Annotated in this window: 19 protein-coding genes; 9 read left to right on the forward strand and 10 right to left on the reverse strand. The window is 63.3% G+C overall.

What is annotated here, in order from left to right:
• Window positions 1–26 precede the first annotated feature (26 nt).
• On the reverse strand, window positions 27–1,346 hold the full coding sequence (locus IVB54_RS27605) for a CmpA/NrtA family ABC transporter substrate-binding protein (RefSeq protein ID WP_085352121.1): 1,320 nt from the start codon (window positions 1,344–1,346) through the stop codon (window positions 27–29).
• 674 nt (window positions 1,347–2,020) lie between these two features.
• Here IVB54_RS27605 and IVB54_RS27610 point away from each other — a divergent pair.
• Both IVB54_RS27610 and IVB54_RS27615 read left to right on the forward strand, forming a co-directional pair.
• On the forward strand, window positions 2,021–2,860 hold the full coding sequence (locus IVB54_RS27610) for a formate/nitrite transporter family protein (RefSeq protein WP_018457093.1): 840 nt from the start codon (window positions 2,021–2,023) through the stop codon (window positions 2,858–2,860).
• A 55-nt stretch (window positions 2,861–2,915) separates the two neighbouring features.
• Window positions 2,916–4,652, forward strand: a complete 1,737-nt coding sequence (locus IVB54_RS27615; protein ID WP_247363493.1) for a bifunctional protein-serine/threonine kinase/phosphatase — start codon at window positions 2,916–2,918, stop codon at window positions 4,650–4,652.
• Between the two features lie 23 nt (window positions 4,653–4,675).
• Here the strand turns inward: IVB54_RS27615 and IVB54_RS27620 are convergent, their stop codons facing one another.
• On the reverse strand, window positions 4,676–5,350 hold the full coding sequence (locus IVB54_RS27620; RefSeq protein ID WP_247300278.1) for an SDR family oxidoreductase: 675 nt from the start codon (window positions 5,348–5,350) through the stop codon (window positions 4,676–4,678).
• 42 nt (window positions 5,351–5,392) lie between these two features.
• Window positions 5,393–6,262 (reverse strand): NmrA/HSCARG family protein, encoded by an 870-nt coding sequence (locus tag IVB54_RS27625; RefSeq protein ID WP_247300280.1) that lies wholly within the window; start codon window positions 6,260–6,262, stop codon window positions 5,393–5,395.
• A gap of 101 nt (window positions 6,263–6,363) precedes the next feature.
• Between IVB54_RS27625 and IVB54_RS27630 the strand changes: the two genes are divergently transcribed.
• Window positions 6,364–7,257, forward strand: coding sequence for a LysR family transcriptional regulator (locus IVB54_RS27630; RefSeq protein ID WP_247300283.1), 894 nt, complete (start codon window positions 6,364–6,366; stop codon window positions 7,255–7,257).
• A gap of 30 nt (window positions 7,258–7,287) precedes the next feature.
• Here the strand turns inward: IVB54_RS27630 and IVB54_RS27635 are convergent, their stop codons facing one another.
• Window positions 7,288–8,205 (reverse strand): intradiol ring-cleavage dioxygenase, encoded by a 918-nt coding sequence (locus IVB54_RS27635; protein ID WP_247300285.1) that lies wholly within the window; start codon window positions 8,203–8,205, stop codon window positions 7,288–7,290.
• Window positions 8,206–8,376: 171 nt separating this feature from the next.
• Between IVB54_RS27635 and IVB54_RS27640 the strand changes: the two genes are divergently transcribed.
• On the forward strand, window positions 8,377–9,651 hold the full coding sequence (locus tag IVB54_RS27640; protein ID WP_085352118.1) for a serine hydrolase domain-containing protein: 1,275 nt from the start codon (window positions 8,377–8,379) through the stop codon (window positions 9,649–9,651).
• Window positions 9,652–9,700: 49 nt separating this feature from the next.
• On the opposite strand, the gene IVB54_RS27645 is transcribed toward IVB54_RS27640, so the two are convergent.
• The 4 genes from IVB54_RS27645 to IVB54_RS27660 form a co-directional block, all read right to left on the reverse strand.
• Complete coding sequence (locus IVB54_RS27645) at window positions 9,701–11,020, reverse strand: TRAP transporter large permease (RefSeq protein ID WP_018457100.1); 1,320 nt, start codon at window positions 11,018–11,020, stop codon at window positions 9,701–9,703.
• A complete protein-coding gene (locus tag IVB54_RS27650) occupies window positions 11,017–11,532 on the reverse strand; it encodes a TRAP transporter small permease (RefSeq protein ID WP_026233300.1) in 516 nt (171 codons plus the stop codon). Before IVB54_RS27650 ends, IVB54_RS27645 begins: the two co-directional genes overlap by 4 nt.
• An 84-nt stretch (window positions 11,533–11,616) precedes the next feature.
• Window positions 11,617–12,615 carry a TRAP transporter substrate-binding protein gene (locus IVB54_RS27655; RefSeq protein WP_018457102.1) on the reverse strand — a complete coding sequence of 333 codons (999 nt, stop codon included), beginning with the start codon at window positions 12,613–12,615 and terminating at the stop codon, window positions 11,617–11,619.
• A 374-nt stretch (window positions 12,616–12,989) separates the two neighbouring features.
• Window positions 12,990–13,223 carry a hypothetical protein gene (locus IVB54_RS27660; protein ID WP_026233301.1) on the reverse strand — a complete coding sequence of 78 codons (234 nt, stop codon included), beginning with the start codon at window positions 13,221–13,223 and terminating at the stop codon, window positions 12,990–12,992.
• 137 nt (window positions 13,224–13,360) lie between these two features.
• On the opposite strand from IVB54_RS27660, the gene IVB54_RS27665 reads away from it, so the two are divergent.
• The 3 genes from IVB54_RS27665 (at window position 13,361) to IVB54_RS27675 (ending at window position 16,659) form a co-directional block, all read left to right on the forward strand.
• Complete coding sequence (locus tag IVB54_RS27665; RefSeq protein WP_018457104.1) at window positions 13,361–13,705, forward strand: DUF1236 domain-containing protein; 345 nt, start codon at window positions 13,361–13,363, stop codon at window positions 13,703–13,705.
• 346 nt (window positions 13,706–14,051) lie between these two features.
• Window positions 14,052–15,509 (forward strand): sensor histidine kinase, encoded by a 1,458-nt coding sequence (locus IVB54_RS27670; protein WP_039799959.1) that lies wholly within the window; start codon window positions 14,052–14,054, stop codon window positions 15,507–15,509.
• A 13-nt stretch (window positions 15,510–15,522) separates the two neighbouring features.
• Window positions 15,523–16,659 (forward strand): mandelate racemase/muconate lactonizing enzyme family protein, encoded by a 1,137-nt coding sequence (locus IVB54_RS27675; protein ID WP_247375570.1) that lies wholly within the window; start codon window positions 15,523–15,525, stop codon window positions 16,657–16,659.
• Here IVB54_RS27675 and IVB54_RS27680 read toward each other — a convergent pair.
• Together IVB54_RS27680 and IVB54_RS27685 are read right to left on the reverse strand one after the other, a co-directional pair.
• The gene (locus IVB54_RS27680; protein WP_083926459.1) at window positions 16,656–17,387 is read right to left on the reverse strand and encodes a cytochrome c biogenesis protein CcdA; all 732 of its coding nucleotides are present in this window, start codon (window positions 17,385–17,387) and stop codon (window positions 16,656–16,658) included. The genes IVB54_RS27675 and IVB54_RS27680 overlap by 4 nt on opposite strands.
• Before the next feature lie 206 nt (window positions 17,388–17,593).
• On the reverse strand, window positions 17,594–17,860 hold the full coding sequence (locus tag IVB54_RS27685) for a hypothetical protein (RefSeq protein WP_018457109.1): 267 nt from the start codon (window positions 17,858–17,860) through the stop codon (window positions 17,594–17,596).
• 515 nt (window positions 17,861–18,375) lie between these two features.
• On the opposite strand from IVB54_RS27685, the gene IVB54_RS27690 reads away from it, so the two are divergent.
• Together IVB54_RS27690 and IVB54_RS27695 are read left to right on the forward strand one after the other, a co-directional pair.
• Window positions 18,376–19,422 carry a LysR family transcriptional regulator gene (locus tag IVB54_RS27690; protein ID WP_018457111.1) on the forward strand — a complete coding sequence of 349 codons (1,047 nt, stop codon included), beginning with the start codon at window positions 18,376–18,378 and terminating at the stop codon, window positions 19,420–19,422.
• Between the two features lie 29 nt (window positions 19,423–19,451).
• Window positions 19,452–19,823, forward strand: coding sequence for a helix-turn-helix transcriptional regulator (locus tag IVB54_RS27695; protein WP_026233304.1), 372 nt, complete (start codon window positions 19,452–19,454; stop codon window positions 19,821–19,823).
• The last annotated feature ends 362 nt before the right edge of the window (window positions 19,824–20,185 follow it).

A 20,185-nucleotide genomic window follows, 5' to 3' on the forward strand; every position in this document is an offset into this window, starting at 1 on the left:
CCGCCCGGAGGCGGCCGCTGGCTCCATCAGACTTCGACGCGCTTGATCGCGAGCGACTTCAGATAGGCAGCGGGATTTTCCGGATCGAACACCTTGCCGTCGAAGAAGGTCTCCTTGCCGCGCGACGTAGAGGCCGGGATCTCCGCACTTGCGACGCCGAGCGTCTTGGCCGCATCGCGCCACATGTCCTCGCGGTTGACCTTGGCGATCAGCGCCTTGGTGTCGAAATTCGCCTCGTACTTGCCCCAGCGGATGTCCTCCGTGAGGAACCAGAGGTCGTGGCTCTGGAACGGATAGGAGGCGAAGTCGCGCCAATACTTCATGATGTGCGGGGAGTTCTCGACCACCTTGCCCGGGATGCCGTAGTCGAACTTGCCAGCGGTGCGGTCGAGCACGTCTTCGACGGGGCAGTTCATCCACTGCCGCTTGCCCATGATGGCGGCAAGCTCGGCCTTGTTCTCGGCCTTGTCCGACCATTGCTGCGCTTCCATCACCGCCATCAGCAGCGCCTTCGAGGCCTTTGGATATTTATCGACGAAGGCGGCGCGCATGCCGAAGGATTTTTCCGGATGCTTGTTCCAGAGTTCGCCGGTGTTGATGGCGGTGTAGCCGATGTTCTGATGGATCAATTGCAGATTCCAGGGCTCGCCGACGCAGAAGCAATCCATGGTGCCGACCTTCATGTTGGCCACCATCTGCGGCGGCGGCACCACGATGGTCTCGATGTCCTTGTCGGGATCGATCCCGCCGGCGGCGAGCCAGTAACGGATCCAGAGGTCATGCGTGCCGCCGGGGAAGGTCATCGCGGCCTTCACGGCCTTGCCTGAGGCCTTCTTCTTCTCCAGCGCCGCCTTGAAGGGCGTGGCGTCGACGCCGAGCTTCAGGTCGGCATATTCGTTGGCGACGGAGATGCACTGGCTGTCGAGATTGAGCCGCGCCAGGATGTACATCGGCGTCGGCTGATTGTTCTGCGTCACCTTGCCGGCCGAGATCAGATACGGCATCGGGGTGAGGATGTGCGCACCGTCGATGCCGTTGCCTTCTGAGCCGAGCACGAGATTGTCCCGCGTGGTGCCCCAGGAGGCCTGCTTCTGCACGTCGGTGTCAGGCATGCCGTATTTGGCGAACAGGCCCTTGTCCTTGGCGACGAACAAGGGGCCGGCATCGCTCAGCGCGATGAAGCCGAGCTTGGCACCCTTGACCTCGGGGCCGGCGTCCTGCGCGAAGGCGCCAGCGGGGAAATTGAGTTTTACGGCGGCCAGGAGTGCGGCGGTCGAGCCGGCGGCCTTCAACAATTGACGGCGGCTGAGGCCAGTGTCCGACGGCCGGCGGGTGCGCTTGGTCATGGGCGATATCGTCCTTTGCGTCGTTGCAGAATGATTGCGTCAGTGCACACGAGCAGCCCATCCGGTCCGGCGACGCCTGAAGCTGCGCATGCGAACGCGAGGCGGGGAGACCCCCGTCTGGTGGCGTCGGCAATTCGGATGAGAAGTCTCGCGGGACGGCTTCAATGGCGTCGGGCTGGAACTATTCAAGCTTCGTGCCAAGCGCCACAACGTAGAAAATCTCGAAAGATCAATATGCTACAGGCAGCGCGCCAGTCTGTCGCAGGCCCGTTCCGCTCGCGAAATTTGCGGCTGCCCAATAATTGTGCGGCGCACAACAGTTGTGCAGCAGCCCAAGCAAAAGGCCGCATCAAGCGCAAAAGCCGGGGCAGCCAAAGCTCTACCAGATTGATGTTGCTTGCTTTTTATGAGCCCAGCACACGGCACGCAACTTGCTTCTCCATTTACGTCAATGAAGACTGCGGCTTTGCCGCATTGATGCAGGCGCTGGCGGCTGCATCCCGGAAGCTCAACTGCTTCGCGGCCCTCCTCGGCTCGGTCGTCGTGACGCAATCCCAAAGGCTTCCAACTCTCCATCGCCTCGTGCGCGGCAGGTCAGCCCGCACGGGCAGTGACGTTCAATCGCTCTCGCAGGAGGGCGAGATCTCTTTCTTAGGAAGCAAAAGGAACCATCGATGTCGTATCTCGCGCCTTCGGAATTCGTCACCAAGATGGTGGATGCGGGCGAGTCCAAAGTCTTCATGTCCACCCGGGATACCATCATCCGCGCCTACATGGCCGGCGCCATCCTGGCGCTCGCGGCATGGTTCGCCGTCACGATCAACGTGAACACGGGGCAGCCGCTGATCGGCGCGCTGCTGTTCCCGGTCGGCTTCGTCATGCTGTATCTGCTGGGCTTCGACCTCCTGACCGGCGTGTTCGTGCTCTCCCCGCTCGCGCTGATCGACAAGCGCCCCGGCGTCACCATCGGTGGCGTCTTGCGCAACTGGGGCCTCGTCTTCGTCGGCAACTTCGCCGGCGCCTTCACCGTGGCCTTCATGATGGCTTTCGTCACGACCTTCGGCTTCACGCAGGACCCCGATAAGATCGGCACCGCGATCGGCAATATCGGCGAAGGCCGAACGCTGGGCTACGCTGCGCATGGCGCGGCCGGCATGGCGACGCTGTTCCTGCGCGGCATGCTTTGCAACTGGATGGTCTCGACCGGCGTGGTCGGCGCCATGATCTCGACCTCGGTCCCCGGCAAGGTCATCGCGATGTGGATGCCGATCCTGGTGTTCTTCTACATGGTGTTCGAGCATTCCGTCGTGAACATGTTCCTGTTCCCGTCGGGCCTGATGCTGCACGCAAAATTCTCGATCATGGATTACCTGATCTGGAACGAGATCCCGACGGTGCTCGGCAACCTCGTCGGCGGCCTCGCCTTCACCGGCATGACCCTCTACGCCACGCACGTCATGACCAAGCCGAAGCGCCAGGCCGGCAAGGCCACGTCGCCCCGCGTCGCGGCCTGATACGTCTCGACAGGAGAGCCTCGCCCGATCAGGGTGAGGCTCCCCTTTGCCGGTGATGACGATGACTCGCGGACTTCAGATCTCGGTCGGCCAGCATTCCGACAAGGGTCGCAAGCCCATCAACCAGGATTTTCACGGCGTCCTCGTTCCGGACGAGCCGATGCTCAGCCTGAAGGGCATTGCAGCCGTCCTCGCCGACGGCATCTCCAGCAGCACGGTGAGCCAGATCGCCAGCGAGTCGGCGGTCAAGAGCTTCCTGATGGACTATTATTGCACGTCGGAATCCTGGACGGTGAAGACCTCCGCCCGCCGCGTGCTGGACGCGACCAATTCCTGGCTCCACGCGCAGACGCGCAAGAGCCAATATGCCTATGACCGTGACAAGGGTTATGTCTGCACGCTGAGCGCCATGGTCATCAAGGCGACCACCGCGCACATCTTCCACGTCGGCGACTGTCGCGTCTACCGCGTGGCCGGCAAGGCGCTCGAACAGCTGACCGACGATCACCGGATCATCGTGTCCTCGGAGCAGACCTATCTCGGCCGTGCGCTCGGGATCAATCCGCAGCTCGAGATCGACTACCAGAGTTTCGAGATCGAGACTGGCGACACGTTCCTGCTGGCGACCGACGGCGCCTATGAATTCGTCGACGCGCGTTTTGTCACGAGTGCGCTCAGCGACCATGCAGCCGAGCTCGACGGAGCGGCGAAGGCGATCGTCGAGGAAGCCTACCGGCGCGGCAGCGACGACAACATCACAGTCCAGATCCTCCGCATCGATGCGGTGCCGCAGCGCGAGCCGGCCGGCATCTTCAACCAGACCTCCCAGCTGCCGCTTCCCCCGCTGCCGGAGCCGCGGGCCGTCTTCGACGGCTACAAGATCGTCCGCGAAATCCACGCCAGCAGCCGCAGCCATATTTACCTTGCCGTCGACGCGGTGACCGAGGAGCCGGTCGCGCTCAAGCTGCCGTCGATCGATTTGCGCGACAATGCCGCCTACCTGAAGCGCTTCCTGATGGAGGAGTGGATCGCGCGCCGGATCGACAGCCCGCACGTGCTGAAGCCGCTGTCACAGTCGAAACGGCGCGGTTACCTCTACGTCGCGACCGAATTCGTCGAAGGTCAGACCTTGCGGCAATGGATGACGGACAATCCGCGCCCCGATCTCGAAACCGTGCGCGGACTGGTCGAGCAAATCGCCGCGGGCCTGCGCGCCTTCCACCGCATGGAAATGCTGCATCAGGACCTCAGGCCCGACAACATCCTGATCGACAAGACCGGCACCGCGAAGATCATCGACTTCGGATCGGTCAAGGTGGCAGGCGTCGCGGAAGCCGCCCCGCAGGACGAGACCGACGAAATTCTGGGAACGGTCCAGTACACGGCGCCGGAATATTTTCTTGGGCAAGGCGGCTCGCCGCGCTCCGACATGTTTTCGCTCGCCGTGATCTGTTACCAGATGCTGACGGGAAAGCTTCCCTATGGCACCCAAATCGCCAGGATCCGGCGCAAGGCGGACGTGCGGAGGCTCAAATACCGCCCGGCCGATGACGACAGCAACGTGCCCGCCTGGGTCGACGGCGCGCTCAGACGTGCGCTGCATCCGGATCCCTACAAGCGGCACGAGGATCTGTCCGAATTCGTCTTCGAGCTTCGCACACCCAATCCGGCCTATCTCGACACGCGGATCACGCCGCTCTTGGAGCGCAGCCCGCTGATGTTCTGGAAATTGACCACGGCGGCGCTCGCCTGCGTCGTCGTGGTCCTGCTTGCGATGTTGCACGCGCGCTGATCCGGGTGTCGCCACGCAAAGCATCACCACGTGATCAGCGGAGACCGATGCAGCCAGGTATCGGCGCGCACTTGATCCAGCACGAATGTCGCAACGTCTTCGCGCGCGATGCTACCGCCATGGAAGCCCGAAAGATCCGTCAGGGCCCGGACCGAGCCGCGGCCGGGCTTGTTGTTCAGGATCGAGGGGCGAACCAGGACCCAGTCCAGCCCGCTGTCTTTGACGATTGCTTCCTGCCGGTCCTTGTCGGTGTACACCTTCTTCAGGAGAAGCGGAAAGATCACATTGTCGGCGACAAAGCCGCCGTGCCCGGCACTGTCGCCGGCGCCCATTCCGGTGATGCAAACCAGCCGCGAGACCTGCTCGGCCTTCATCGCGCTCACGAGTGCGCGCGTCGCGGTCGAGAGAAGCGTCACCTCGCGGAACGGGCTTACCGGTGTACCCAGCGCACTGACCACGGCCTCACGGCCTTTGAGGGCTGCGCGCAGGGCTGTTTCATCGCGGGCGTCTCCGACGATGAGCTTCGCCCCCGTGATGTCACGTGCCTTCTCGGCGGAACGCACCAGCACGGTGACGTCGTAGCCTCGCGCCACCGCCTGGTTGACGATCAGGCGACCGGTGGCACCGGTCGCTCCAAGCACCAATATCTTCGTCGCACCTTGCGGATCCGCCGGAACAGTGGCGATTGAAGAGGTCATGATGGGAGTCCTCGTTGTCGTGATGGGGACGTGCCCATGCCGTCAGGCAGAGGCCGCGATTTCGGAGACGAAGTCGCGATAGGAGCGCAGGGGGCGGCCCAACAACGCGGTCAGACGCTCGACGTCGCCGGCTTCGGGGACCATTCCCTCGGTGAGGAAACGCTCGCTCATCAGCCGCATGTCGTAGGCCATCCAGCTCGGCATGAACTGCCGGAGATTCTTCTCGAAGCCGGCGGTATCGTCACCGGGATAGGCGACCGTGCGGCCCAGCACCTCCGACCAGACCGCGGCGGCTTTCGCGCCGGTCAGCGTATCAGGACCGACGAGATTGATGCGCGTGAGCGGAAGCGGTGATGCGGCGCGCTCACGACGGATGAGCTCGAGGGCCGCGATCTCGCCGATGTCGCGCGCATCGATCATCGCGAGCCCCTTGCTCCCGATCGGCATCGGATAGATGCCGTATCCGGTCACCACGTCCTTGATCGTGACGTCGTTGTTCATGAAGTACGCCGGGCGCAGGATGGTGGCGTTGAAGCCCATCTGCTCGATCATCCGCTCGACGCCGAACTTGCCGGCAAAGTGCGGGACGTTCACGTAACGATCGCTGTGGATCACCGAGAGGTACACGACCCGCTCGACGCCAGCCTCGCGGGCGACGTTGAGCGCGATCAGCGCTTGCGTGAATTCATCCGGCACCACTGCGTTGAGCAGGAACAGGGTCGAGACGCCCTTGAATGCGCTGGGGAGCGAGTCGACGTCGAGCAGGTCGCCCTGCACGACGGTGACGCCTGCCGGGAGGTTTGCCTTGGCTGGATCGCGGGCGAGAGCACGGACATCGGCGCCGCGCTTGACGAGCTGTTCGACGACGTGGCGGCCGATGGTGCCGGTTGCACCGGTAACGAGGATGGTCATGGGGATCACTCCGGGTTGGGTCAGAAGACACCCGGAAATTAGCGATCCACAAACGAACCGATAGCCGCTATATCTGGACAGACCGTCTCACTGGTGGAACGATGGACCTGCTCGCACTCGCCGATTTCAATCTTGTCGCCCGGCACGGCGGGTTCGGACGGGCCGCGCGGGCCGCCGGACGCCCGAAAGCCACCCTGTCCCGGCGGGTCGCCGAGCTGGAAGCCGCGCTTGACCTCCGCCTGTTCGAGCGTGGCGCGCGGGCCCTGAAACTCACGCAGGAAGGACGTGCCCTTTACGAGCGGACGGGAGCCTTGCTCACAGAGCTCGACGAGACGGCGACAGCGATCGCGTCGGGTGGGGACAGGCCGCGGGGGCGCTTGCGGATCAGCGCGCCTATGCTGTTCTCGCAGACTGCAATGGGAAACCTCGCGGCCGGGTTCGCGCTCAGATACCCGGAGGTCCGTCTTGAGGTCACGACGGAAGATCGCTCCGTCGACATGGTGGAGGAAGGGTATGACCTCGTCATCCGGGTCAATCCCGATCCAGATGACAGCCTTGTCGGACGAATTTTTCTGCGCGATCGGCTGGTGGTCGTGGCAAGCCCGGACCTGAAACGACCGAGGGAGGGTATCGCTGTGCCGGCTGTCATGCGCGGACCAAGCGACCAGCTGACAAGCTGGGCAGTGACGATGCCAGGCGGAAGATCGCGGATCGCGATTGATCCGGTCCTGCGCCTGTCATCGCTCGTCATGGTCCGCGACGCGGTCCGGGCCGGCGTCGGCGCCGCGCGCCTTCCGGTGTCACTGGTCAGTCACGACCTGACTGTCGGCACGCTGGTACATTGGGGCGACATCGACGGACCAGAGATCGCGTTGTGGACGCTCTATCCATCACGCCGGCTCCTGAGCGCGCGGGTATCCGCCTTCCTCGACTTCATGAAAGAAGCCTTTCCGATGGGGACGCCTGACGAGCTGGCAGCCTTTATCGGGAGATGAGGCGCGGCGCTCGCCGCTCGCGCCTCACGGTCAGGCCGGCTCCTCCGCCTTCATCCCTAGCGGCTTCGGCGCCATGCCGCCGCCGGGCTTGAGGTGGAATTCGTAGCTCATCAGGTGCCACTGCCCGTTGGCCTTGGTGCCGTCGGGCATCGCCGCATCGTTGCGCGGCTCGACCTTGGCGACGAGGTCGTCCTTCACGCCGAACACAACGTCGGAATCCAGATATTTGTCGCCGTCCATGAAGACGTGGGTGATCAGCGGCTCGTAGCCCTTGGCATTGACCAGGAAGTGCACATGCGCCGGGCGCATCGGGTGGCGGTTGGTCTGCACGATCATCTCGCCGACCGGCCCGTCGGTCGGGATCGGGTAGCTGCACGGCAAGATGGTGCGGAAGAAGAAGCGGCCGTCGCTGTCGGTGATGAAGCGCGCCCGCGCCGAGGCGCCGACCTCGTCATAGTTCGGCTTCTGCGAGTCGTAGAAGCCGTCATCGTCGGCATGCCAGACGTCGACGGGGACATTCGCGAGCGGCTTGCCCTTGAGATCGGTGACACGGCTCTGCACGAACATCCGTTCGCCGGTTTGATTGTTCGGAGAGATGTCGGTGCCGTGCGCCGTCACCTTGTGCTCGCCGACATAGAACGGCCCGAGCACGGTAGTCTGGGTGGCGCCCTCGCGCTCGCGGTGGTTGACCGCATCGACCAGCATGGAGACGCCGAGGACGTCGGACAGGAGGATGAATTCCTGCCGGGTGTCCGTGCATTTCTGGCCGGTGCGGGTCAGGAAATCGATGGCGTATTCCCACTCCTCGAAGGTGAGGCCGGTCTTGGTCACGTAATCGTGCAGCGACTTCACCAATTCCTGGAGCAGGAATTTCGCGCGGGGGTCGGGTGTCCGGTCAAAGCTCCGGACGACGGCTTCGGTGAGTTCGGTCTCGTTGAACTGGGTCATGGTGCGTTTGCCTGCGTTTTCTCATTGGCCCGTCGGGGATCTTTTGGGCTGCTTGGAGGCGTTCCAACGTGAAGCCTACACCAAACAGCCGGCCGGCGTTAAGCGCGACCGGGTTGGAATGAGACCGCCATATCGGCTATCAACGTCGGACAAAACTGCCCGGAGGAACTGATGCTCGCCCCCACCCCCGCCTCGCCCGAATCCGTGGGCATGTCCAAGGCCGCGCTCGACCGCGTCGATGCGCATCTGAAGAGCCGGTACATCGATGCCGGTCGCTTCCCGGGCACGCATCTCCTGGTCTATCGCCGTGGCAAGATCGCCCACAGTACGGTGCAGGGTTTTGCCGACGTCGAGCGCAAGCTGCCCGTCAAGGACGACACGATCTATCGCATCTATTCCATGACCAAGCCGCTCACCAGCGTCGCCTTCATGATGCTGGTCGAGCAAGGCCTCGTCGCGATCGATGAGCCGGTCGCCAAGTACATTCCGGAATGGAAGGATCTCGGTGTGTTCGTCGCCGGCACTGCGCCTTCCTTCCTGACCCGGCCGCCGTCGCGGCCGATGCTGATCGTCGACCTCCTGCGCCACACCTCCGGCCTCACCTACGGCTTCCAGCAGCGCTCGAACGTCGATGCCGCCTACCGCGCCGAAAAGATCGGCGAGGTCGAGAAATCCGGCACGCTCCAGACCATGATCGAGAGCCTTGCAAAAATCCCGCTGGAGTTCTCGCCGGGCGAGGCCTGGAATTACTCGGTTTCGACCGACGTGCTCGGCTACCTCATTGGCAAGATCTCCGGCATACCCTTCGAGCAGTTCCTGAAACAGCGCATTCTCGATCCACTCGGCATGACCGACACTGATTTCCACGTGCCGGCTTCCAAGGCCCACCGGTTCGCTGCCTGTTACTCGGCCGACCCGGGTGGCGGCATGACCTTCCATGCCGGCCAGCGCCGCGAGGGCCTGACGTTGCAGGATGATCCAACCAAGAGTTCGTTCCTCTCACCGCCGTCCCTGATTTCGGGCGGCGGCGGGCTGTGCTCGACGACGGCCGACTATCTCACCTTCTGCCGTGCGCTGCTCAATGGCGGCGAACTCGGCGGCGTCAGGTTGATCGGGCCGAAGACGCTGGCGCTTATGACGACCAACCACATTCCGGGTGGACGCTCGCTGCCGGAAGTGTCGCGCTCGCTGTTCGCGGAAGCCGCCTACAACGGCATCGGCTTCGGCCTCGGCTTCGCCGTGACGATGCGCCCGGCCGAGACGCTGGTCGCCGGCAGCCCCGGTGAATACAATTGGGGCGGCGCGGCCACGACTTCGTTCTGGATCGACCCGGCCGAAGAATTGATCACCATCTTCATGACGCAGGTGCTGCCGTCGAGCGCCTACCCGCTCCGGCGCGAGCTGCGCAGCATGGTCTACGCTGCGATCACCGAGAGCAATCTCTGAGAAAAATGCACCGATTCCGCGGCATCAGAGCCGCGGGATCAAGCCCCGCTCATTTCAACATCTCCGGCACGATCAGGCGCGGCAGGAACAGGGAAACGCTGGGCCAGATAATGAGCGCCGCCAGCACGAGCAGCATGGGGATCAGCATGATCACCGTGTCCTTAAGCGCATAGCGCAGCCGTACCCCGGCGATCGAGCAGGCGATCATCAAGCAGAGGCCATAAGGCGGCGTCACCAATCCGAAGGCGAGCGAGACGATCGAGATGATCGCAAACTGCACCGGATGAAGGTCGACCGATTTCGCCAGCGGTTCGAGAACGGTGCCGACGATGATGATCGCCGGAATGGCGTCGAGGAAGCAGCCCACCACCAGAAAGCAGAACGCGATGAAGAAGCCGGCCCCGATCGCGCCCATGCCCCAGGTCGAGACGTTAGCCAGCAGTTCCTGCGGAATCCTGTAATAGGCCAGCAGCCAGCCGAACGCGCTCGCGGTACCGACGCAGAACAGCGCCACGCCGGCAAGGCGCCCGGTATCGAGCAGCGCCTTGTAGAGTTCGCGCGCGCCGGTTTCACGGTAGAAGAACGTCGACAGCGCCACGGAATAGAGCACTGCGACGCAGGCGGATTCGGTCGCGGTGAACCACCCCAGCAGGATGCCGCCGACAATGATGAACGGCGTCATAAGCGCCGGTATCGAGCGCCAGATGGCGCAGCACATCTCCCTCCAGGTGTCCTTCGGATAGGTCGGATAGCCCCGGCGCACGGCATAGATATGCACTGTTGCCATCTGCGCGCCCGCGATTAGCAATCCCGGCACGATGCCTGCGAGGTACATCGCGGCGATCGAGGTCGAGATCAGTCCGCCCCACACGATCATCAGGATCGAGGGTGGGATGATGACGGCGAGCACGGCCGAGACCGCGGTGATGGCGATCGAGAACGAGAGGTCGTAGCCCTCCTTGGTCTGGGCATCGATGAATATCTTGGACTGGCTCGCCGCGTCCGCGGTGGAGGATCCGGAGATGCCGGCAAAGAACACCGACAGCACCACGTTGATCTGCGCCAGCGACCCCGGCCAGTGCCCGACCATCGAGCGGGACAGCGCGACCAGCCGGTCGGTGATGCCGCCGATGCTCATCAGATTGGCGGTGAGCAGGAAGAACGGGACCGCTAGCAGGATGAATGAATTGTAGGCGTTGAAGGTTTCCTGCGCGAGCGTCATCAGCGACAGATGCGGCTCGATCAGCAGGATCGGCACGCAGGCAAGGCCAAGCGCGAAGGCGACCGGGACGCGGATGATGAGCAGGCCAACGAAAGTACCGAACAGGACCATTGCGGCCTGCCCGGCAGAAAGAACATTGCCGCTCATTGATTTGCCCCAAACAAAATCCGCATCTCGTCGACGATCTGTTCACCGGCGAACACGATCCAGGTCACGCCGGAAATCGGCCAGGCGACGTGGATCAGCCAAAGCGGCAGATCGGCCAGCTCCGAAGTTCTGTTCCAGGCAAAGCGGGTGAACTCGATTCCGGCGGTTACGAACACCAGTGCCAGCGCCAGCACGCCGAGCCGCGCGAGAATCCGGACCATGGCTTCGCTTCGGCGTGACAGGTCAGGCCAGACGTCGACTTCAAAATGCTGCGACTCTCTGATGCCGACCATGGCGCCAATCATGATCGTCCAGATGAACATGAACCGCGCCATCTCCTCGGTCCAGATGTAGGACGGAATCAAAGGCGTGTAGCGCGAGATGATCTGCAACGTGACCGGAATGACCAGCATACCGACGGAGGCGGCGAGCAGGATTTCCAGCAGTTTTGCATAGGCCGCCGTTGCTCGGCGCCATGGCGACGGGTTCGGTGGCATCGATATTTCAGTCATCACGACTCCGGGGGATCACAATCACGCAATGGGGCAAGCCGTCTGGCTTGCCCCGACGTCCTGTCGCGTGGGCGGCGACAGTTTTCAGACGACGTTGATCTTCTCGAAAATGCCTTCCGCGCCAATTTCCTTGGCGTAGGTGGCCATCACGGGATCGGCGAGCTTCTTCATGGCGTCCCGTTCTTCGAAGGGAACGCGCTTGAGCTTCCCGGCCTTCTCCAGCGTGTCGAGCTTGACGACTTCTTCACTCGACTCCAGTTGTCGGCCGTAGTCGCCGGCCTCCTTGCCGGCCTTCATGATCGCGTCCTGCAACTCCTTCGGCAAGGTCTTTAGCGTCTTCACCGAGAAGCAGATCGGCCGGATCGACACGGCGTGTTGGGTCAGGTTGAGATGCGGAGCCACTTCGTAGAACTTCATCGCCTCGACGCCGGCCGCCTCGTTCTCGCCGGCCGCAATCACGCCGTTCTGGATCGCGTTGTAGATTTCGTTGTAGGCGATCACCGTCGGGCTCATGCCCACGGCCGCAAAGGTCTTCGACCAGATCGGCGCGCCCTGTACGCGCACCTTGAGTCCCCTAAGGTCGGCGAGAGTCTTGAGCGGCTTGTTGGCGAAGATATTGCGGATGCCACCGCCGGAATAGCCGATCAGAACGACCTCGGCCTTGGACGCGACTTCGTCGGCGATCGGCGCCAGGATATTGGCTTCGACGACCTTGTTCATGTGGTCGATGCCCTTGAACACGAAGGGCGCGTCGATGAACGGGGCCGCCTTGGCGAAGGTCGACATGTGAGCCGGCGAGACGATGCCGTAATCGACGGCTTTGCCCTGCGACATGTACTCGAAATATTGCTTTTCGAGGCCAAGCGAGGAATTCCTGTGCAGTGTGAAGTTGACGGGCTTGCCGTAGTACTTCTTGACCAGCTCTTCGAACCGGAGCAGGGCCCGGTTGAAGGCGTGGTCGTCGTTGAACTGGACCGCGCCGTTCAATGTGATCGGCGACTGTGCCCTGACGATTGACGGCATGCCCATCGCAGCCGCCGCAGTGGTCGCGCCGAGCCCAGCGAGAAATGATCTTCGCTTCATCGTCTCCCCTCCTTTTGATGCTCCGGCCCTGTCGCCGGGCCGTGAGCGCAGCCGGTATGCGGCTTGCGAGTGGGAAGCGTATGGAAAACCTCGGCGGGACGGAAGTCATTTCACGCGCGCGGGAGGCCCTCTTCGTCGCAGGGCCACCCCTTTCGCGAACTGCTGCACTGCAACTTGCGCTCCTGCCGGTGCGTGGCAGGCCGAGGGGAGCAGCCTCTCTTAGCAGACAGACGGCGTGCGGGCCCGTGCGCTGCACGCACAGACCCGCCTTCCACTGCCGCTTAGTGCATGTGGCCGATCAGATAGATGCCGCCGCCGATCACCAGCACGGCCGGCACGGCCCAGAGAATCAGAACTGGCATTTGTCATCCTCCTCAGTTGGACGTGCAGACCTTGACGGTCTTCATGCCGGCTTCAGCTTCGGTGCGCGATTTGTAGATCGCGCCCGATGGGCTGACGACGGTCATGGACGTGTCCGTCGGCTTCTTGTCGACGATTGTGCACTTCTTCGTCTTGACGTCCTGCACGACATAGAACTCGTCGGCCGCGAACGCCGGCAGGGATATTGCGGAAAGCATCAATGCTGCAGTTACTATCTTCAACTTCATTTGTAGTCCTCCTCCAGAGCCCGAGCCGTCAGCCCGGTCATCTACAAACGGGAAAAAGCGGCAATTAGTTCCCTGAGCCGGGAACGCTGTCCGCAATGAGGGGTTGTTGCGGCGCATGTTCAAACGAGGAGAACGAGATGAAGAAGTTGTTCCTGCTTTCCGCCGCGGCGGTCCTGATGTCGACCGGTGCTTTCGCGCAATCGACCGTCGTGACGACGACCGGGACGGGCCACGCGGCGGCCGTCCAGATCGAGCCGCAGTACCGAACCAAGATCAAATCCTACGTCACCGAGCATCGCATTCGCCCGGTGACCACGAAGGAAAAGATCGTTGTCGGTGCGGCGGTGCCGAGCGACGTCGAGCTTGAGGCCGTTCCCGCAGACTGGGGTCCGTCGCTGACGAAGTATCGCTACGTCTACTCCGGCGATCGCGTGATGCTCGTCGATCCCGGTACGCGCACGGTCGTTCAGGAAATTGATTGATCCAGGTGTAAGGGGGCCGCCTTGAGGCGGCCTCCCTCTCTGGGAGTTGACATTATGAAATCGCATCGAGAGGCCCGGATCGCCGGGCTCAGCCTGGCGGCCGTGTACGCCATGTGTCTCCTACTGACCGCAATCAGCATGAGCTGAGGCGCAGCCGCGGACCGCGCTGCAAAATCTTCTTCCTGGGCGGCGCGTCCGAACGCAAAAATTATTGGCGTAGCGCAAATCCCGCCCCTATGGTCTCCCAAAATCATAAATCCGGCGCTCCCCTGCGCTGGAACCGGGACGCCCGCGTTTGTCAAAGCTCACTTTGCCGGTCCGGCTCGCTCTTCTGGTGACGGGAACGATGTTGCCGCTGATCGTCTTCGCGGTCGGCATTGCCGTCTACAATTACAAACAGGACCGCAACGACGCGACCCGCCGCGTGCTGGAGAATGTGCGCAGCATGCGCCTCGTGCTGGACTCCGAGGTGCAGCGGATGACCGGCGGCCTGCAGGTGCTTGCACTGACGAATTCGCTGCGCAACGACGACTTCCAGAGCTTCCGCCGCATCGCGCTCGGCTTCGTCGACCAGTACGGCAAAGGCGGCCTCGTGCTGATCTCCGATCGCAAGGGCCGGCTGTTGTTTTCCTCCGCGACCGAGGACACCGCAAGCCTGCCGCCACGCGGTCATCTTGAGATCATCGAGAGGGTGTTTGCGACCAGGTCGCCGCAATATTCCGACCTGTTCACCGGCGCGATCAACGGCCGGCAGGTGCTTACGGTCGAGGTTCCGGTGCTCCGCGACGGCGAAGTGATCTACGACCTCTGCTTCAGCCCGCCGGTCAGCACCTTTCAGGACCTGGTGGAAAAGCAACGGCCCGACCGGGATTGGACGGTCTCCCTGCTCGACACCAAGGCTATCGTGTTCGCGCGCACGCCGAACCCTACGGAGATCTTTGGCAAACGGGCTACCGGCGCACTGTACGAGAGTATGTTGCGCACGCCGGAAGCCGCACTCTCGACGGTTTCGCTCGACGGCGTCGCGTTGTCCACCGTCTATACGAGGTCGCGGCTGACCGGCTGGACCATCGTGGCCGGCGTCGCCGAGAGCTCGCTAATCGCTCCGCTCTGGCGCAACATCGCGATCACCAGTTTTATCGGCGGCGTCCTGCTGCTGACCGGCCTGACCTTCGCGGTCCGGATGGCGACCACGATCGCGCGCGGCGAGATGCTGCACGATCTCCTGATCGACGAGCTCAACCATCGCGTCAAGAACACGCTCGCGTTGATGCAGGCGATCGCGGTGCAGACCTTCCGCAGCGCCAGCCGGGACGAGCGGGTAAAATTCGAGGGCCGGCTCGGCGCGCTGGCCGAGGCGCATAATTTGCTGAGCCAGGAGAAATGGGCGGGCTCCGAGCTGCGGGACGTGATCGCCCGCGCGCTCCAGCCGTTCCTGCTGAATAATCCGGAGCGCATCCGCATGGCCGGACCCGCGGTGCCGCTGTCGCCGCGGCTCGCCGTGGTGCTGTCGATGATCGTGCACGAGATCGCCACCAACGCGGCGAAATACGGCGCGCTATCCAACGAGACCGGCCGGGTGACGCTGGAGTGGCAGGTCGTCGCCGATGCGCCGAAGCCGCGGCTGCGCCTGATCTGGACCGAGATCGGCGGACCGCCGGTGACGGCGCCGGTGCAACGCGGCTTCGGCTCGCGCCTGATCGAGCGCAGCGCGCGCGACCAGCTCGGCGGCGAGGCAACGGTCGACTTCCTGCCCCGCGGCGTGGTCTGCACGGTGATTTGCGCGCTGGACGAGGCGCGATGAACGGAGGCCGGCAATGAAGATCACTAGGGTTCGCACGCACATTCTCGAAGCAAAGCTGTCGCAGCCCTTTGCCTATTCGCGCGCCTGGTACGACACGCGCACCGCAATGCTGGTCGAGATCGAGACTGACAATGGTCTTGTCGGATGGGGTGAATGCTACGGCCCGGCGCGCATCACGGCGGCAGTGGTGCAGAGTATCGCTCCGTGGCTGATCGGCGAGGATCCGTTGCGCACCGACGTGCTGTGGCAGATGGTCTATGCGCGCCTGCGGGATCACGGCCAGAAGGGCGTCGTGATCCAGGGGATGAGCGGCATCGACATCGCGCTATGGGACATCAAGGGCAAGCATTTCGGCCTACCCGTGCATCAGCTTCTCGGCGGCGGCGCGCGCAAGCAGGTTGCGGCCTATGCGACCGGTCTCTACCGGCGCAAGTCAGGCGATCCGCTGAACTATCTGGCGGAGGAAGCGGCGGGTTATGCCGCCGAAGGATTCCGCGCCGTGAAGCTGAAGGTCGGTTTCGGAATCGCGGAGGATGCCGCGGTCACCCGCGCGGTGCGCGAGGCGATCGGCCCCGATGTCGCGCTGATGGTCGATGCGAACCACGCCTATGACGCGGTCGCGGCGATCCGGCTCGGCCGCCTGATCGAGCGCCATGACATCGGATGGTTCGAGGAGCCGGTGCCGCCGGAGGACATCGCGGGCTATCGCGCGGTGAAATCCGCGCTTACGATTCCGGTCGCCGGCGGCGAGTGCGAATTCACGCGCTTCGGCTTCCGCGAGTTGTTCGTCTCGCACGCACTTGACATCGCCCAGCCCGACACCTGCGCGGCAGGTGGTCTCTCCGAATGCAAGAAGATCGCCGACATGAGCGAGGCGTTCGGCATCCGCTACAATCCGCATGTCTGGGGCACCGGGATCGCGATCGCCGCGTCGCTCCAGCTCCTCGCGGTGCTGCCCTCGCAAACGCCGACTTCGCTGTCACCGCTCGAGCCGATGCTGGAATTCGACCGCACTGAACATCCGATCCGGCAGGCGATTTTGCAGGAGCCGATCGAGCATGCGAGCGGCGTCGTGCGGGTGCCCGAGGGGCCGGGCCTCGGTATCGAGATCGACCGCGCCGCGCTAGCGCGCTTTGATGCGGAGGCCTAACCGATCGTCTGCAACGTCGGAAACGTCTCCAGCAGCCAGATGCTCACGTTCGAGACCGCGCCGGTGAGGAATCCAATACCGGTGATCACCATCAGGACGCCCATAGCGCGCTCGACATTGACGAGATGGCCCTTCATGCGCGCAAACAGGGTGGAAAACTGCTCGATCATCAGGGCAGCGATCAGGAAGGGAATGCCGAGCCCGGCCGAATAGACCGCGAGCAGGACGGCGCCCTTTGTCACCGTGGCTTCGGCCGCGGCGACCGAGAGGATCGCGGCAAGGATCGGGCCGATGCAGGGCGTCCAGCCAAAGGCAAAGGCCAGCCCCATCACATAAGCGCCCCAAAGGCCGACGGGCTTGGGCGCGGTCAAGCGTCCCTCGCGCATCAACAGGCCGATGCGCGTCAGGCCGAGGAAGTGCAGGCCCATGACGATGATGACGATGCCGGCGAGGATCGAGAGTTCGGCCGACCAGGCCCGGATCAGCGCCCCGATCAGCGAGGCGCTGGCGCCGAGCGCCACGAACACCGTGGAGAAGCCGAGCACGAACAGGAGTGCCGACATCATGATGGCGCGTTTGGAGGCGGATGCGGGCTCTTCGCTTTCGACATGCTCGATCGTCGCGCCCGTCAGATAGATCAGGTAGGGCGGGACCAGCGGCAGGACGCACGGGGAGAGGAAGCTGACGAGGCCGGCAATCAGCGCCGCCGGGATCGAAACATTTTGCATGATGCAGTCGGAACCATCTCTGGCGCCGATGCGGCGCGCGGGGAATGCGCGCGGCCCGGAGCCGAACCGGCTCTGGTGTAGCCGATGCCAGCGAATGCGCAACAGAGGCGCACAAAACCAGGGCTCCTCCCGATGCCGTCTGTGATCACAGATGCGGCACCGGGACACGCACAAATCTCGCCAAAAAGCGAAACTCGGCGGCGCGGCTACTTCACCACGCGGAGCAGCGGACGCCGGGGCTGGTCCTGCGTCTGCTTGGAAGGGGGCTGCGGTTCGCTCGTGGCCGTCCGCAGCATTTCGTCGCACAGTGCCTTGAGATCGGCACTGTCAATTCCTTTGAGCTTCATCCGCACGTCCAGGATGACAATGGACAGCAGCTCGGCCGACTCACGGCTATTGCTCTCGTTGAGCACCCTGCGGCACTCTTCGAGCGTTTCCAGCACCGACTGCAACTGTTCGTCTGAATGCGACACGGCGTTCTTTCCGCTAATTCGGCCTGTGAGACGTGGTTGTGACGACCCCTTTGGCCCCCATGGAGCGTCGAGGATAACACGAGGCCGCTACGCCCCCGAACATGATTTCAGTGTGTTTCTGCCTTGAAACCGCGGTTCCGGCGCGTATCGCGTCGCGCCGCCGGCCGTCGAAACGCTCAGTCGTAAAGCGCTCGATCGTAAAACGCTCGCTCGTAAAACGCCTGGCGTGCTGCAATTGATCCATCGTGGAAGGCACCTGCTCTCGCGCAAGGACGTTCATTGCGGACAATGCCGACAATCCCGCAGGCAAGTCACGGCTCACAACGGAACTCACGCCACACCCCCTCATACGGGCGATGGTTTGCCCGATTCCTAGCCCTTGTTCCTAGGCTTGGCAGCACCCGAATACCACCTGCGGCGTAGTAAGGATGACGTTCAAAACTCGTCGTTCCCCAACCCGCCGTGGTTGTGGTTTGCCCGAGATTCTGCCAGTTTAGCGACCCGAAGGGACTTGTATGCACTCCTTGGCGGAAAGGGGCGTTCCTCTGGAGGAACGCCCAAAGACAAACGTCAGCGGCCTCTCGGACTGGGATGCGGCGCGCATTTTCCTGGAAGTTGTCCGATGCGGAAGTTTCCGCTCGGCGGCCGAGCGCCTGTCGCTGTCGATCAACGCCGTTCGCCGCCGGATCGATGATTTCGAACGCCAGACCGGCACCACGTTGTTCACCCGCGACGTCCACGGCACCCGTCTGACCGACGAAGGCGCGCTGGTGGTCTCCGCCGTCGAGCAAATGGAGGCGGCTGCCTTCGACGTGCTGCGCACCAGCGATTCGACAGCGAACGCCCTGTCCGGCGAGGTCCGCGTCGCCGTCACCGAGGGACTTGGCACATTCTGGCTCGCCCCGCGACTGGTCGAATTCCAGCAGACCTATCCGAAGATCCTGGTCGATCTGCATTGCGCGATGCGTTCGGCCGACGTCTCCCGCCACGAGGCCGACGTCGCCATTCACCTGTCGCGGCCTTCGGCACTCGACGTCAAGCTGGTGCGGCTCGGCCGCATGCATCTGATGTTCTGGGCCTCCGAGAAATACATTTCAAAACATGGCGCGCCGCGCTCGGCGGCGGAGTTGATCAAGCACCGCCTGGTGCTGCAATTCGCGGACCAACTCGCCGCCAAGCAAACTTTCGAGAGCTTCTTCCCCGGCGTTCCGGAACGTGACCTTCTGGTCATGAAGACCAACGTCTCGAGCGCCAACTACTGGGCGGTCGCGAATGGCGCCGGAATCGGCGTGTTCCCGAGCTACGCCATTGCGCTTGGCGGGAAGTTGATTCCACTGGAGGTCGAGCTGAACAGACCGCTGGATATCTGGTTGTCCTACCATCCTGGTAGCGGCCGGATTCCGCGCGTACGGCACATGATTGACTGGCTGATCGAAGCCTTCAATCCGGCGCGTTTCCCGTGGTTTAAGGAAGAGTTCGTGCACCCGCATGAATTCAAGGACGAGTATATGGGCGAACCCCTGACCCAGCTCTTCGGGGGGTTTTCAACCGAAGACCGATGAGAAAAAAGATGAAGACAGCGGCGAAGAGAATGAAGCAGCGCAGTGCCGGCAAGCCGGACATTGAGCTGGGCAAGCGAATCCGTCTACGGCGCGTCGAGATGAAGGTCTCGCAGGCCGAGCTCGGCGAGAAGCTCGGCGTCAGTTTCCAGCAGGTCCAGAAGTACGAGAAGGGCGTCAATCGCGTCGGCGCGGCCCGGCTTCAGCAGATCGCCACCGCCCTCGATGTGCCCGTGACCTTCTTCTATGACGGCGACAACAAGGCGCGCGAAGTCGAGAGCCTGCTCTTCCTGGACTCGGCCTTCAGCCTCCGCCTGCTGCGCGCCTACAGCAAGATCAAGGACCAGACGGTGCAGCGTCAGCTCGTCTCGCTGATGGAATCGATCGCAGCGAACGAAGCCTGAGCCGATCGGCGTTCGTGCCTTTCCGCCCGATGTTCAATCCGCCGCGTCACGGGGCGCGGCTGGATTGAACGAGACCCGGACGAGATATATCCGGCCCGCGCTTGCGCGGACTTCTCGGGGCGGCATGACCGCCCCTTTTTGTTGACCATTTTTCCCGCCGTCGCCCGCGGTTTGCGCGAACCCATTCCTGCCCTGTCGCGACCCGATCCAGAGACCGCGTGCCTTGCGCATGGGGCTCGCGATGCGCCGTGCTTGAGGGAGCCGCAACCGGGAGACGCTAGCCTCCCGCCGATTTCTCGAATCAGCCCGACGAACCGGGAATTGCCGATGCGAGCGCCCGTCCGGGCCTCGCTCTCATAGGG

The sequence above is a fragment of the Bradyrhizobium sp. CW1 genome, assembly GCF_023100665.1.
Classification (GTDB): domain Bacteria; phylum Pseudomonadota; class Alphaproteobacteria; order Rhizobiales; family Xanthobacteraceae; genus Bradyrhizobium; species Bradyrhizobium canariense_D.